Raw genomic sequence first — 13729 nt, 5'->3', positions numbered from 1 at the left:
GAGCATTTCTTTTCGTCAGTCCACATCTCTGCCCAACGAACTCCGCCAAATCTCAAACCAATGCTGACGCGTCAGCTTGATCTCCAGCGCCTGTACCGCAGACGTTACCCGCTCGAAATTGCCCGACCCGATGATAGGCAGCATGGTGGCGGGATGCTGCAAAATCCACGCGTACATCACCTGATCTATGGAGGCCGCGTTCACTTCTTTCGCAATCGCAGACAATGTGCCGCGCAAGCGTATATACCGCTCTTCATCGGAAGAGAAAAGACGGCCCCCCGCGACTGGCGACCAGACCATGGGCTTTATCCGGTTCCGCAGGCAGTGGTCGATGGTGCCATTGTCAAACTGGTTAAGGTGCGCAACCGATACCTCCACCTGGTTGGTCACCAGGGGAACATCCAGATAGGACTGCAGCATATCAAACTGGGACGGCAAAAAGTTGGACACGCCAAAATGCCTGACTTTTCCCTCTTTTTTCAGCTCTGCAAATGCTTCGGCCACTTCCTCCGGGTTCATCAGCGGATCAGGCCGATGGATGAGCAGCAGGTCGATGGTATCCGTACGGAAGTTCTTCAGGGATTGGTTCACCGATTGAATGATATGCTCCTTGCTCGTGTCATAGTGCTTGATTCTGTTTGCGGGGCGATGGGGGGAAACCAGCCTGATGCCGCATTTCGTCACGATCTCCATCCGTTCCCTGAGTGCAGGCTGTTGGGCCAGCGCCTCTCCGAATCGTTCCTCGCAGGTATAGTTCCCGTAGATGTCGGCATGGTCAAACGTGGTGATGCCAAGCTCCAGACAGCCTTCGATCCGTGCGATGATCTCCTTCGTCGTCATGTTCCACTCGGCAAGCCTCCACATCCCATACACCATTCTGGAAAACTCCAGATCCTCCTGCAGTTTTTCGCGTTCCATCCTTTTCACCCTCTTTTTCATTTTGCTTGTGGCGGTGGTTTTGGTCCGCCATGAAATGGACAGGCTATACCTACCTGACATGACAGGAAGGAGCTGACATCCATCGTGAACACGCGTACCACCACCCTCTTACAGTTTCGTCATCCCCTGATTGCTTTCGTGCTGATTTTTTTGCTGCTCGCCCTGCACGGCATGCGCTCCGCCGACCCGTCATCCACCGCGGCACCGGAGCGGGAGCGCGTGCAAACCCTCCGGATCACGCCTGCCGGTTACGCACCGCACGCTCTCCTCTGCAGCGAGGGGGAAACCGCCGCGCTGGTGATCGTCAATACCGATGCCCGCCCCCACCATCTGGTGATCGACAAGCTTGCTCTCCGCATCCCCGTCCTGAAACCGGGCGAATCGGTCACGCTTCCCCTCGCGCACGCGCTAAAAGGCACCTACCTTATCCATTCCGACCTATTTAACCCTGCCGGGGCCGACTATCGCGGAACGCTTACCATCCGCTAGCGCTTTCGGCAGGGAGATTTGCCGGATAAAGGAAAACGGGCACCGGATGTGCCCGTTTCGCTTACTTGACGGCAGGAAGAATTTTCGCCATGTTGACCGTTCGCCGCTTCTCCCATGTCTCCGGCCTGGACTCGTCGAACTGCTCCAGGAAGTGGATCACCTCTTTGGTCAGCGGCGTGGGAGTGGAGGCCCCCGACGTGACGGCTACCTTCTTCTTGCCTTTCAACCAGGCGATATCCAGTTCGGAGAGATCCGCAATCCGGTAAGCCGGCACCCCGGCAATCTCTTCGGCCACCTGGGCCAGCCTATTGGAGTTGTTGCTGCGCGGGTCCCCCACCACGATGCAGAGATCCGCTTCTCCCGCCTGTGCCGCCACGGCTTCCTGCCGCACCTGGGTGGCCAGGCAGATCTCATTGTGCACTTCCACATGCGGGTACCGCTGGATGATGGCATCCATCAGATGCTTGACATCCCACTGGCTCATCGTCGTCTGGTTGGTGACGATTACTCTGTCGCTCGGAAGATCCAACGCCTCCACTTCCGCCAGCGTCTGGACAAGGTGCACCTTGTCGGGAGCGATTCCCACCGCCCCCTCCGGCTCTGGATGCCCTTTTTTGCCGATATAGATCACATGATAACCGTCCGCCACTTTTTCCCGGATGAGCTCATGCGTCTTGGTGACATCGGGACATGTGGCATCGACCACCGTCAGCCCTTTCTCCCGGGCCTTCCTGCGCACCTCCGGAGATACGCCGTGCGCGGTAAAGATCACGGTGCCTTTCTCAATCCGGTCAAGCAGGGAAAGGCGGTCTTCGCCGTCCAGCGTGATGATGCCTTCCCGCTCGAAAGCTTCCACCACATGGGAATTGTGAACGATCATGCCCAAGATGTAGATCGGACGCGGCAGTTCAAAATTTTGAGCCGTTTTCAGCGCCAGGACCATCGCATCCACGACGCCGTAGCAGTAGCCGCGGGGGGAGATTTTGATGACTTCCACAGACACCCCTCCTTCTCCATCCTATTATACCCTACTGCTGCTCCGTCCGCTTGATTTCATATACTTTCAGATTGGTGTACACAATGCGCAGGAGCGGCGTATCCACGCCATGGGCATCCGCCAGCTTCAACAGGTAGCCCTGCAGATGCTCTCCCTCCACCGGCAGCCCCTTCTCCATATCGCGCAGCATGGATGATTTCATCCCATATCCTTGTTTGGCAAAGAGCTGCATCTGTTTGTCCACGATATCATCCGCAATGGGAGCGCCTGCCGCCCGCATCACCTGGGCGACTTCGTCCGCAAGCTGCCGGGTCAGCTCGGGCCCGCAGGCCGCCTCCCGGATGGGACCGACCGCCGCGTTCATCAAGGTCGTCATGCCCGACAGCGTGGTGATGAACAGATATTTATGCCACATCTCCTGCTGGATGTTTTCGCTCAGACGAAACCCGGCAGCCGCTCCCGCAAACAGCTTCTCCAGCGCTTCCACACGAGGGGTGCGGCCGCCTGCCCATTCCCCGTAGACAAGATCGTGCACCTGGCTGGTCTGGACCACATCGCCCGCTTCATTCAGGGTCGTTTCGATGAAACAGAGCCCGCCCAGCACCCGTTCCGCCCCGAATGTTTCCTGCAGCAGCCCGATATGGGAGATCCCGTTCAAGAGCGGAATGATCACCGTCTGTTCACCGACATAATTCGCGATGGGGGAGATGGCGTCAGCTAGGTGATACGCTTTCGTGGAAAGCAGAATCACGTCATAGGGCTGCACCCCTTCTCCCGCCACAATCACCTGCGGCTGAATGCGAAAGTCTCCGTTCACGCTATGTACGACAAGTCCCCGCTCGGCCAGCTGCTGCCGCCGCCTTTCCCGCACCAGGAAGGTGACATCCACGCCCCGCTCGGCCAATCTGCCGCCAAAATAACCGCCAACCGCACCTGCTCCCAGCACCAACACCTTCATGTTTCCTGCCCCCTTTGACAGCCTGTCGAATTACGGATACATGCTGCTTCCATTGTACCGAAGAAGAAGCCTTTTGGTAAGTTCCATCAATATGTAAGAAATTCTTACACAATACGTCAGAAAACATATTGACATACGATTGGGGAGAACCTATAATCCTAATTATAAGAAACGGTTAAATACGAACATTTTTCGTTATTATATCGCAAACATTCGTGAAGAGGTGGAGAAAATGGATGTAAAAAAAGTTTTGGACATCATTAGAGAAGAAAAAATCGAATATGTGGATTTCCGCATCGTCGACGTCCTGGGCCGCCAGCATCATGTGACGATTCCCGCGTATGCTGTCGACGAGGAGACGTTTGTCAACGGCGTTGCCTTTGACGGTTCCAGCTTGACCGGCTACAAAGGCATCGAAGAGAGCGATATGGTGATGATGCCGGATCCGGCGACCGCGTTCATCGATCCGTTCGTGGAAGCGCCGACTCTGAACATCGTCTGCAACATCCACGATCCGGAAGGCAACCGCTATGAGCGTGACCCGCGCAGCATCGCCATCAAGGCGGAAGAATATCTCCGTTCGACCGGGCTGGCTACCGCCGCTTACTTCGGGCCGGAATCCGAATTTTTCATCTTCGACAATGTTCGTTATGCCTCCGGTCCGTCCGGTTCCTTCTTCCACATCGATTCCGAGGAAGCGTTCTGGAACACCGGCGCAGAAGGGCAAAACCTAGGCTACAAAGTGCGCAACAAGGGCGGTTACTTCCCGGTACAGCCGACCGATACGCAGGCGGACATCCGCAATGAAATGTGTACCCTGATGACCAAGGCGGGTCTGAAAATCGAACGCCACCACCATGAAGTGGCTACCGCCGGCCAAGGGGAAATCAACTTCCGTTTTGACACCTTGACCCGTACTGCAGACAATCTGCTTCTCTTCAAGTACATCGTGCGCAACGTAGCCGCCAAATACGGCAAAACCGCCACCTTCATGCCGAAACCGATCGTGGGTGACAACGGCAGCGGCATGCACGTGCATCAAAGCTTGTTCAACGGCGATATTCCGCTCTTCTACGAAAAAGGTGGCTACGCCAACCTGAGCGATACCGCCCTCTACTACATCGGCGGCATCCTGCATCACGCTCCGGCCCTGATCGCGCTGACCAACCCGAGCACCAACTCGTTCAAGCGGCTGGTTCCCGGCTACGAGGCTCCTGTTAACCTGGTCTTCTCCAAAGGAAACCGTTCCGCTGCCATCCGTATCCCGGTCGCTGCCGTGACACCGAAAGCAGCCCGGATCGAGTTCCGCACGCCGGACTCCACTGCCAACCCGTACCTCGCCTTCGCGGCCATGCTGATGGCTGGTCTGGACGGCATCAAGCGCAAACTCGACCCGCGTGAACTGGGCTATGGTCCGATCGACAAGAACATCTACGAACTGAGCGACGCGGAGAAGCACGAAATCCGCAGCGCTCCGGGCTCCCTCAGCGAAGCCCTGGATGCGCTCGAAGCCGATCATGACTTCCTGCTCGAAGGCGGCGTCTTCACCAAAGACGTGATCGACAACTGGGTCTCCCTCAAGCGCGCGGAAATCCAGCAAGTGGAACGCACCGTCAATCCGAAAGAGTTCGAACTTTACTACGATCTGTAAGATTTCGTTCAAAATTTCCTCAAAATCGCCCCAATAGCAAAGCCCTTCTCGGTTGAGGAGGGCTTTTGCATTGGTACAGGGCATACAAGCTTGCTCCTGTTCGCACACTATGCTGGCAGGAGTTTCTTTACATGAATATAAATGATTACAGAAAACGCAAAGGAGATGGGCTGCAATCAAATGATCAAGCGCAGGGGCATCAATTACGACGTAGGCACGTTTACCAGGGGGAAAGATTCATCATCCCGCGACATATTCGATCCTGCCATCGTGAAACGCGAAATGGAAATCATCAAAAATGATTTGCACTGTAATGCCGTAAGGATTTCCGGTCAGGAGATTTCAAGGCTTGTGATGGCATCTGAATTTGCGATTCAACAGGGGGTGGAAGTCTGGTTTTCCCCGGCTTATGTTGACGCTGACGAACAGGAAACGCTGATTTATTTTGGGGAATGTGCCAAGGCAGCCGAAAAATTACGGATGCAGTCGCCGGATGTTGTGTTTGTCGCCGGATGTGAGCTTACGTTTTTTATGAAGGGGCTCGTTGATGGAGAGACGGCATTTGACCGAATCGGCACTTTCATGAAACCCTGGCGCTTGCTGAAAAGCACGATTCGAAGAGGCTCTTTCAACAAACGTCTAAATGCCTTCTTGTCTAATGCTGTAACGGTGATCAGAGAACATTTTCATGGCCGGCTCACGTATGCATCCGGTCCGTGGGAAAATGTGAAATGGGAGCCGTTTGATTTCGTCTCTGTTGATTATTACCGCGAAGCGATGAATAAATACACTTACCGCGAAAAGTTAAGAGATTACTTGAAACACGGGAAACCGGTGGTCATCACGGAGTTCGGCTGCTGCACCTACCAAGGGGCTGAAGATAAGGGAGGATACGGTTGGGCCATTGTGGATTGGAGCAAAACGCCCAAACAGCTGAAAGGCGCTTTCATCCGGGATGAAAGCGTGCAGGCCCATTATCTGATTGAACTGTTGGAGATTTTTCACGAAGAAAACGTAGATGGAGCATTTGTATTTACGTTTGTCATGCCGAACTATCCGTATAACGAAAATGCCTTATATGATCTGGATATGGCCAGTTACAGTGTGGTCAAAACCTATACCGATCGAAATGGGACAACCTATCACGATTTGCCGTGGGAGCCGAAGAAATCTTTTTCCGCCTTGGCTGAATACTACGCGAAGCATTCCACCTGAATTTCTGGATGAAAAGAATCGGGGAGCACCCGATTCACGTTACAAACCGGCTGCACCCGATGACACGGTGCAGCCGGTTCTTTGTTGTGCAAAAAAAAGAACGATCAGCGCGCGTCCACCCCTACCGCCTGCTTGATGTGGGTGAAACCGTCGCGCTCCAGCAAGCGGAGCAGCTGCTTGTTGATTTGGCGGGCGATCCCCGGTCCCTGGTAAACCAGGCCGGTATAGACCTGAACCAGGCTGGCTCCCGCCCGAATTTTGCGGTACGCATCCTCGCCGCTGAAGATGCCCCCTACGCCGATGATGGGCACCTTGTCTCCCACTTCCTGATAGATCTCCCGTACCCAGGCGGTGGATCGTTCCACCAGCGGTTTGCCGCTGAGCCCGCCCGCCTCCGCCGCCAGCGGGTCTCCTTCTACCGCTTCCCGCGACAGAGTGGTATTGGTGGCGATGATCCCGGAAACCCCTTCCTCCACGGCGGCTTGTACCACATCGCGCATCTGCTCGTCCGCCATGTCGGGAGCCACCTTCAGCAGGATCGGTTTGGCCTCCACGCCGCGCAGCTCCAGCTCTTTCGCCTTGCCCTTCACCGCCTTCAGCAGCTCGCGCAGACTCTCCGTCTCCTGCAGGTCGCGCAGGTTTGGGGTGTTGGGGGAACTGATATTGATGACCACATAATGGCCGTAGGGATACAGCGTATTCATGCATTTCACATAATCGCCCGCCGCCTCATCGTTCGGCGTGGTCTTGTTTTTGCCGATGTTGATGCCGATCGGAATCTCGGCATACCGGTAATCGATCAGGTTTTGCGATGCGGCGTATGCCCCGTGATTGTTGAACCCCATCCGGTTGATGATCGCCAGGTGCTGGGGCAGCCGGAACAAACGCGGCTTCTCGTTGCCGGGCTGTGCCAGCGGGGTGATCGTCCCCACCTCCACGAACCCGAAGCCGAGCGCGGCCAAGGCGTGAAACACCTCCGCATTCTTGTCAAACCCGGCGGCCAGCCCGACCGGATTGGGGAAGCGGATGCCCCACAGCGTCGTCTCCAGCCGCTCGTCCCGGAATCCGTAGATGGATCGCAGCAGGGTTTTCCCCCCGGGCGTGTTGTCCACCCGCTTCAACAATTCGATGGTCCGTTCGTGAGCCACCTCCGGATCCATCCCGAACAGGAAGCTTCTTACCAGTTGGTACATGTGTTCCACCCCTCCGCTCTCTTTTCCACGTCCACCAGCATACCATAAGGAGAAGAAAAGTGGAAAGGAAGCATCCGGTAAAGGAAAAAAATGAAAAGGGATGTCCCCTTGTCGAAAACATCACATGCGGGGTATCCCTTCTGTTGCGCCTTCCCTTTTCTTTCGTGTTGTCATCTTTTCAAATCGATGGATGGCGAAAAACAAAATCAGCCCTGCACCCGTCACGATCCCGAAGAATAGGTACATGGCAAATATGCTGAACGAATCAAGCACAATTCCCCCCAGCAGCGTAAAGAACCAGTTGCCGATCCCGTAGGCGACGGCAGAAAAGACGGCCACAGCCGTGTGCCTCATTTCTTTCGGAGCAATCTCCTGCACATATTGCAGGCTGGCGGTAACAAACAAACCAAAAGAGAATCCTTGCGCGATGGTGCTTGCATAAACGATTTCAATCGGGGGAGAAAAAGCGTACAGGATGTACCTCAAACCGGAGATGATCATGGCGACAGCGGCAATCGGCAAGGTTCCGTATTTTCCGGTCAAGACGCCGGCGAATTTCATGAACGGGACTTCCGCCATCGCGATCAAGAACCAGGCAAGCCCAACTCCGGCAACCGTTCCCCCGATATGCTGCAGAAATAACCCCAGGTATGTATTGTTGGCATCCATCGGACCGAACGTCAAAAATGTGGCGGCCAAAAACAGCACGAACTTGGAATCCCGAAACAGGCCGCTCAACCCTGTTTTCAGCTTGATTTGTTCCGTCTGCCGGTCATTCGGAAGAGAGAGCGACAGCAGCGCGGCAAGCAGGAGGCTGACCGTGTAAGCGTAGAAGATGACGGAAAATCCGTACTTTTCCGCCATTTTTCCAGCTAGGAAGGATGCGCAGGCATAAGCGGCCGCCCCCCACAGGCGGAAACTGCCGTAATTCAGCTTGTTCGCATTGGCAAAACTGACGGTTACGCTGTCGCTGATCGGCGTTAACGCGCACAAAGGAATAAACATCATCACGGTCGCGATCATCATCCGCCCAAAAGTGTCTCCGAACGAATAGAACATTCCCGCAGCGGCAGATCCCACAAGGGCCAATGTCAGCACCAATCTCGGATTCTGGGTTCGATCCGCCACGATTCCCCAAACAGGCTGGAAAAGAACCGACACAATGGGGCCGATGGACATGACGGTGCCGATTTGCGCGGAAGTCAAGCCTACTCCGTCATGCAGATATACGCTAAGCAGCGGAAAGAGGAAGCCGGGACCGAAGAAAATGAGAAAATAAAAGAACTTGATGTACAAAACCTGCTTTTTCAGCGCGTTGATCAACCGAATCCCCCCTGAATTCCCGCATCAGGCAGATAGGAATCATCGATAAACCCCGCTCGACCATGCAGCACGCATATGAAAAACGGGGGCTCCACTTATGAAAAAACCAAAGATCCGAAACGGGATCTTTGGTTTTTACGCTTTTTCCGTCAGACTTGCGATTTGCCCTGCGGCTTCGGGCTGTGTCAGTTGGTCACCAGCAAAGCGGACTCGATCGGTTCATACGGCAGGCCGTGCGCCTCGGCAACAGCCTTGTAGGTTACCTTGCCGTCGATCAGGTTGACGCCTTTGGCCAGCGGACGATTGCTTGCGATCGCTTCGCGGTATCCTTTGTTGGCAAGCTGCAGCGCGTAGGGCAGCGTCGCGTTGGTCAGCGCCAGCGTCGAGGTGCGCGCTACGGCGCCAGGCATGTTGGCAACCGCGTAATGGATGACGTTGTGTTTGACATACGTCGGATTGTCGTGTGTGGTGATGCGGTCGATCGTTTCGATGGAGCCGCCCTGGTCGATCGCCACGTCCACGATGACCGAGCCCGGCGCCATGGTTTTCACCATCTCTTCGGTCACCAGGCGGGGAGCACGGGCACCCGGGATCAGCACCGCGCCGATGAGAAGGTCCGCCTTCTTGACGGCATTGGCAATGTTGTAGCTGTTGGACATGAGCGTCTGCACGCGTCCCTGGAACAGATCTTCCAGCTGGCGGAGACGGTCTGTGCTCAGGTCGATAATCGTCACGTTGGCCCCCAGCCCAACCGCCATCTTGGCCGCGTTGGTCCCTACGATGCCGCCGCCGATAATAACTACTTCCCCTTTCGGTACGCCCGGCACGCCGCCGAGCAGCACGCCTTTGCCGCCATACGGCTTCTCCAGGAACTGTGCGCCGATCTGCACGGCCATGCGTCCGGCCACCTCGCTCATCGGCGACAGGAGCGGCAGGGCACCGTTGTCCAACTGGATGGTTTCATACGCGATGGCGACCACTTTTTTCTCCATCAGGGCGCGGGTCAATTCCGGCTCCGGCGCCAGATGCAGATACGTGAACAGGATCAGGCCTTCACGGAAGTAGCCATACTCGCTCGGGAGCGGTTCTTTTACCTTCATTACCATATCGGCCGCCCAGGCATCCGCCGCGGTCGGCACGATCTCCGCGCCTTCTGCCGCATATTCGGCGTCGGTAAAGCCGCTGCCCAATCCGGCATTGGTCTCGATGCGGACCTTGTGGCCGTTTTGCACCAGCGCCGCCACACCCGCCGGTGTGATCGCCACACGGTTTTCATTGTTTTTTATCTCTTTGGGAACCCCCACGATCATCGTACTCGTCCTCCTTACTTGCGCGTCAAATGGTTGGTATACTTTCATTTTACTGCGCTTTCAGGCGATTCTCTTCAGTGATTCCATAAATCCTGTCGAGCTTTGTTTGTGAAAATTCACAAATGGTCAGCGCTCTTTCCCAGCTTATCCAGCTTCAGATCCAGATAGAGGGCGGTGCGCTGATTCTGGTCGTCCAGGTTGATCTCCATGATCTCTTCGATGCGGCGCAGCCGATAGCTGAGCGTATTGATATGAATATGCAGACGCTGCGACGTGACATTCGCCTTGCCCGCCGTATCGAGAAACGTCTCCAGGGTTTCCTTCAGATTGGTCTGGTTGTCCCGGTCATATTCTATTAGACGGGCCAGGCGGTTATTGACGTAGCCTTCCGCTTCTCCCCATTTCTTCAGCTGCAGGAGAAAGCGGTAGATGCCGAGGTCGTGAAACCCGTAGATCTGCCGGGTCTCCTGGCTGAAGAGGCGCTTCACCTGGAGCACGTGCAGCGCTTCCCGATAGCTCCGGACGATATCCGTATAAGCTTTGTACGGCTGGCCGTAGCCGGCAACCAGGCTGCCCGCATCCACGCGATCCCCCAGTTTATCCAGCGATTCGGCCAGGAACTGCTCCGTCACCCTGGCCAGCGATCCGCCCTCCCGCAGGCCGGCCGTCTTGCCGCCCATCAGCAGGATCAGCTGGGAGCCGTCCGTGACCCACAGCAGCTTGTCGCGCATGATGAGCGGATAAAGATAGCGATCGAGCTGGCCTCCCGGGGCATCGATGATGCAGATCAGGTACGGGGCCGGCAGCTCCATTTCCAGACTCTCCGCTTTCCTTCTGATCGCCGTCTCGCTGGCATGATTGCCGAGCAGCAGCTCCCAGAAAAACTCCTTTCTGCGCTGCTCCTCCGCCTTGCGCTTTCCCTGCCGCTGCACCAGGCGCGGCACGGCGATTCTGGCGGCCTGGCGCAGGATTTCGTCGTCGGCGTCGGTAAACGGCCGGTTGACCTCCTGCGCCCAGATGTAGCCCAGCACGTCATTTCCTTTGCGGATGGCGATTGCGACGCGCTTTCCCAGCCCCACCTCATCGATGGCCGGGATATGAACGGGATTATCCTCGGTCAGCAGCTGCTGAAAGACCCCTTCCTTCCACAGGCGGGTCAACACTTTCTCCGGCACGCGCCGTCCCATGATCGTCGACCAGCGGGCCTGGTCCGTGCTTTCCCCATGGGAGCTGTAGGCGATCAGCTTGTGGTCGGCATCCTCGATCGTGATCGGGTTGTTGAGCAGTTCGCCGATGGCATCGGCCAATTCGTCGATATCGGCATTTTGGTATTGTTCAAAGTAGTCAGGCTGAACGGACACAGTTCACACCCTCTTTTTCCACAAAAACGAGCTTACTTACGATTATAGCAAGAACAAAACCCGCCCGGCTACAGCAACGCCACAGCCAGACGGGCCCGTCTGCTTTCTATCCGTGGATGGTTGTTCCCCCGCTTACACCCAGCGGGAAATCGCATCAAGGATTCGCTCCTTCTGGAACGGTTTGATGATAAAATCCTTGGCTCCGGTTTTCATGGCTTCCAGCACCATCTGTCTTTGTCCCATCGCGGAGCACATCAAGATCTTTGCATCCGGATCAAATGCGATGATTTCTCGAACGGCATCAATTCCCTGCATGTCGGGCATGGTAATGTCCATGGTTACGATGTCCGGGCGAAGTTCCTTATACTTTTTCACCGCTTCCACCCCGGTGGAAGCTTCTCCACACACCTCATGTACGCCGGCAACCATTTGTGCGAGCATATGTCTCATAAATGCTGCATCGTCTACGATCAGGATTCGGGCCATCATTCTCCCCCTCAATTGCCTTTCCGATTATCCCATCTACTACTTTTGCAGATAATTGGAAAATTGTCCATCCACAAATTCGCGGCATGGATAAAAAACATGCTTGGCTGTCTTGGAGCAGATGGTGGCCGGTTACCGGGACTTTCCGGGCCCGACGCATAGGCAGCGCTCAAGATCGAAATAATGATGGATGAAAAAGGGTGCAAGGAGGCTGACATGACCATAAAGTTGGATCCCTTTCTCGTTGGGGCGTTTGCCGGTGCATCACTGGCCATTCTCTGTGCAGGACTGATCGCAATCATTTTGGCCCGTCCTTTAATGAAATGGGGGATGGGGCGCTTCATGAAACGATTGATGTCTGACCGTTATCCGGAAAATCTCTGGGAGTTGGTATCGGCGCTCACGAGAACAAGTCCCCGGATTGTCGTTGAAAACAGCCTGCGTGCAGCCAGCGGAGGAGTAATCGAACGACCGTTTGGCAGTCCACGCAAGTATCTGGATTTTGACGGTCTGGTTTTTTCACCCGCTCAGCTTGCCACGCTTCCGGCACCTGAAAATGCACCCGTAGAAATGATGATTACGATCGGCCCGCGTGCCAAAAAGCCGCTCATCCTGAACATCCCCTTGCTGGCGGGCGCGATGGGATACGGGATCGGTGTATCCGAGAAAGTAAAAATCGCCATCGCGAACGGAACGGCTGCGGTGGGAACAGCGACCAACTCAGGCGAAGGACCTTTCTTGCCCGAAGAAAGGAATTGCGCCAAATATTACATCCTGCAGTACCATTCCGGTCATTGGTCAAAAGATCCGGAGATTCTCAGACAGGCAGATGCCATCGAGATTCATCTCGGTCAAGGAGCAACCGCAGGGGCTGCGAGCAGAATCCCGTCCGCCTTTTTGGAGGGAAGAGCCCGTGAGCTTCTGCAGATTGCTGACGATGAAGACCTCGTCATCCCTTCCCGTCATTTGGAAATTGCCAAACAGGAGGACTTGCAGTCCCTGGTCGATAAACTGCGCACCATAACCCGAGGCATCCCCATTGGCGTGAAGCTGTGTGCCAGCGGGAAGCTGGAAGCCGACCTGGAAGCGGCTATACAGGCTGGGGTGGATTTTATCAGTCTGGATGGCGGGCAGGCAGGTACCAAAGGAGGTGCGCCCATTCTTGAAGACGACTTTGGGCTGCCGACGATTTTCGCCTTGTCTCGTGTTGTTCACTATCTCCAGAAGCGGGGAGTCAAAGACCGGATCAGCCTCTTGAGCGGTGGAGGATATGCTACGCCTGGCCAATGCTTGAAAGCGATCGCCTTGGGAGCGGACGGTGTTTATTTGGGAACAGCCCTGCTTTGGGCTATGACCCATGATCAGGTGACAAAAAGCTTACCGTGGGAACCTCCAACCCAACTTGTCTTTTACTCAGGCGACCAAAAGGACGAGTTTGATGAGGAAAAGGCGGCGCTGTCTCTGGAAAATTTTTTTATTTCCTTTGTGGAAGAGATGAAAGTAGCCATTCGTGCGTTGGGCAAAACCTCTTTGAGGGAAGTGAATGCGGACGATCTGGTCGCGCTTGACGAATGGACGAGCAAGGTAACGAAGGTTCGGCTGGTCAGTCAACCCTATGATATCATCACCGGCGCATCGTCAAATGAAGAGGAACCCACCGGCGTTACGCCGATTCAAATACCGGACATGGCTTCCGCAGCGGAGAGAAAGCGTCGAAGCGTGTTGAGCCTGTTCCAAAGGTTTTGACACGATGAGCGGGAGAGAAGGGGGCTGAAATCAAACGCCCCCGTTTTTCCATGAACGGAGG

Annotated in this window: 12 protein-coding genes; 4 read left to right on the top strand and 8 right to left on the bottom strand. The window is 55.4% G+C overall.

The window, feature by feature from the left end; translation table 11 throughout:
* Positions 1-15 precede the first annotated feature (15 nt).
* Positions 16-918 (bottom strand): aldo/keto reductase, encoded by a 903-nt coding sequence (locus G3578_RS08440; protein WP_165211377.1) that lies wholly within the window; start codon positions 916-918, stop codon positions 16-18.
* A gap of 105 nt (positions 919-1023) precedes the next feature.
* Here G3578_RS08440 and G3578_RS08435 point away from each other — a divergent pair, with 105 nt between their 5' ends.
* On the top strand, positions 1024-1428 hold the full coding sequence (locus tag G3578_RS08435; protein ID WP_165211374.1) for a cupredoxin domain-containing protein: 405 nt from the start codon (positions 1024-1026) through the stop codon (positions 1426-1428).
* 61 nt (positions 1429-1489) lie between these two features.
* Here the strand turns inward: G3578_RS08435 and G3578_RS08430 are convergent, their stop codons facing one another.
* Together G3578_RS08430 and panE are read right to left on the bottom strand one after the other, a co-directional pair.
* On the bottom strand, positions 1490-2425 hold the full coding sequence (locus tag G3578_RS08430) for a 4-hydroxy-3-methylbut-2-enyl diphosphate reductase (protein WP_165211371.1): 936 nt from the start codon (positions 2423-2425) through the stop codon (positions 1490-1492).
* Positions 2426-2456: 31 nt separating this feature from the next.
* Complete coding sequence (gene panE, locus G3578_RS08425; RefSeq protein WP_165211368.1) at positions 2457-3383, bottom strand: 2-dehydropantoate 2-reductase; 927 nt, start codon at positions 3381-3383, stop codon at positions 2457-2459.
* A gap of 232 nt (positions 3384-3615) precedes the next feature.
* Between panE and glnA the strand changes: the two genes are divergently transcribed.
* Together glnA and G3578_RS08415 are read left to right on the top strand one after the other, a co-directional pair.
* The gene (glnA, locus tag G3578_RS08420) at positions 3616-5034 is read left to right on the top strand and encodes a type I glutamate--ammonia ligase (protein ID WP_165211365.1); all 1419 of its coding nucleotides are present in this window, start codon (positions 3616-3618) and stop codon (positions 5032-5034) included.
* Positions 5035-5214: 180 nt separating this feature from the next.
* The gene (locus G3578_RS08415) at positions 5215-6249 is read left to right on the top strand and encodes an abortive infection protein (protein ID WP_165211362.1); all 1035 of its coding nucleotides are present in this window, start codon (positions 5215-5217) and stop codon (positions 6247-6249) included.
* Positions 6250-6353: 104 nt separating this feature from the next.
* Here the strand turns inward: G3578_RS08415 and G3578_RS08410 are convergent, their stop codons facing one another.
* From G3578_RS08410 to G3578_RS08390, 5 genes are all read right to left on the bottom strand, one after another.
* Positions 6354-7442 (bottom strand): quinone-dependent dihydroorotate dehydrogenase, encoded by a 1089-nt coding sequence (locus G3578_RS08410; RefSeq protein WP_165211359.1) that lies wholly within the window; start codon positions 7440-7442, stop codon positions 6354-6356.
* A 120-nt stretch (positions 7443-7562) separates the two neighbouring features.
* The gene (locus G3578_RS08405; protein ID WP_165211356.1) at positions 7563-8765 is read right to left on the bottom strand and encodes an MFS transporter; all 1203 of its coding nucleotides are present in this window, start codon (positions 8763-8765) and stop codon (positions 7563-7565) included.
* A gap of 185 nt (positions 8766-8950) precedes the next feature.
* Positions 8951-10075, bottom strand: coding sequence for an alanine dehydrogenase (gene ald / locus G3578_RS08400; protein WP_165211353.1), 1125 nt, complete (start codon positions 10073-10075; stop codon positions 8951-8953).
* Between the two features lie 116 nt (positions 10076-10191).
* Entirely contained in the window at positions 10192-11436 is a 1245-nt protein-coding gene (locus G3578_RS08395) for a helix-turn-helix domain-containing protein (RefSeq protein ID WP_165211350.1), read from the bottom strand.
* Positions 11437-11568: 132 nt separating this feature from the next.
* Complete coding sequence (locus tag G3578_RS08390; protein ID WP_165211347.1) at positions 11569-11922, bottom strand: response regulator; 354 nt, start codon at positions 11920-11922, stop codon at positions 11569-11571.
* Positions 11923-12138: 216 nt separating this feature from the next.
* Here G3578_RS08390 and G3578_RS08385 point away from each other — a divergent pair, with 216 nt between their 5' ends.
* Positions 12139-13668 carry an FMN-binding glutamate synthase family protein gene (locus G3578_RS08385; protein WP_165211344.1) on the top strand — a complete coding sequence of 510 codons (1530 nt, stop codon included), beginning with the start codon at positions 12139-12141 and terminating at the stop codon, positions 13666-13668.
* Positions 13669-13729 lie beyond the last annotated feature (61 nt).

The sequence above is a fragment of the Brevibacillus sp. SYP-B805 genome (genome assembly GCF_011059135.1).
GTDB lineage: Bacteria > Bacillota > Bacilli > Brevibacillales > Brevibacillaceae > Brevibacillus_F.
This window is presented reverse-complemented; position numbering and strand designations above follow the sequence as displayed.

Bases quoted from the DNA above. Each gene is read 5' to 3' on its own strand.
- G3578_RS08390 (WP_165211347.1), bottom strand. From the start codon at position 11,922: ATGGCCCGAATCCTGATCGTAGACGATGCAGCATTTATGAGACATATG.
- G3578_RS08415 (WP_165211362.1), top strand. From the start codon at position 5,215: ATGATCAAGCGCAGGGGCATCAATTACGACGTAGGCACGTTTACCAGG.
- panE (WP_165211368.1), bottom strand. From the start codon at position 3,383: ATGAAGGTGTTGGTGCTGGGAGCAGGTGCGGTTGGCGGTTATTTTGGC.
- G3578_RS08410 (WP_165211359.1), bottom strand. From the start codon at position 7,442: ATGTACCAACTGGTAAGAAGCTTCCTGTTCGGGATGGATCCGGAGGTG.
- ald (WP_165211353.1), bottom strand. From the start codon at position 10,075: ATGATCGTGGGGGTTCCCAAAGAGATAAAAAACAATGAAAACCGTGTG.
- G3578_RS08385 (WP_165211344.1), top strand. From the start codon at position 12,139: ATGACCATAAAGTTGGATCCCTTTCTCGTTGGGGCGTTTGCCGGTGCA.
- glnA (WP_165211365.1), top strand. From the start codon at position 3,616: ATGGATGTAAAAAAAGTTTTGGACATCATTAGAGAAGAAAAAATCGAA.
- G3578_RS08440 (WP_165211377.1), bottom strand. From the start codon at position 918: ATGGAACGCGAAAAACTGCAGGAGGATCTGGAGTTTTCCAGAATGGTG.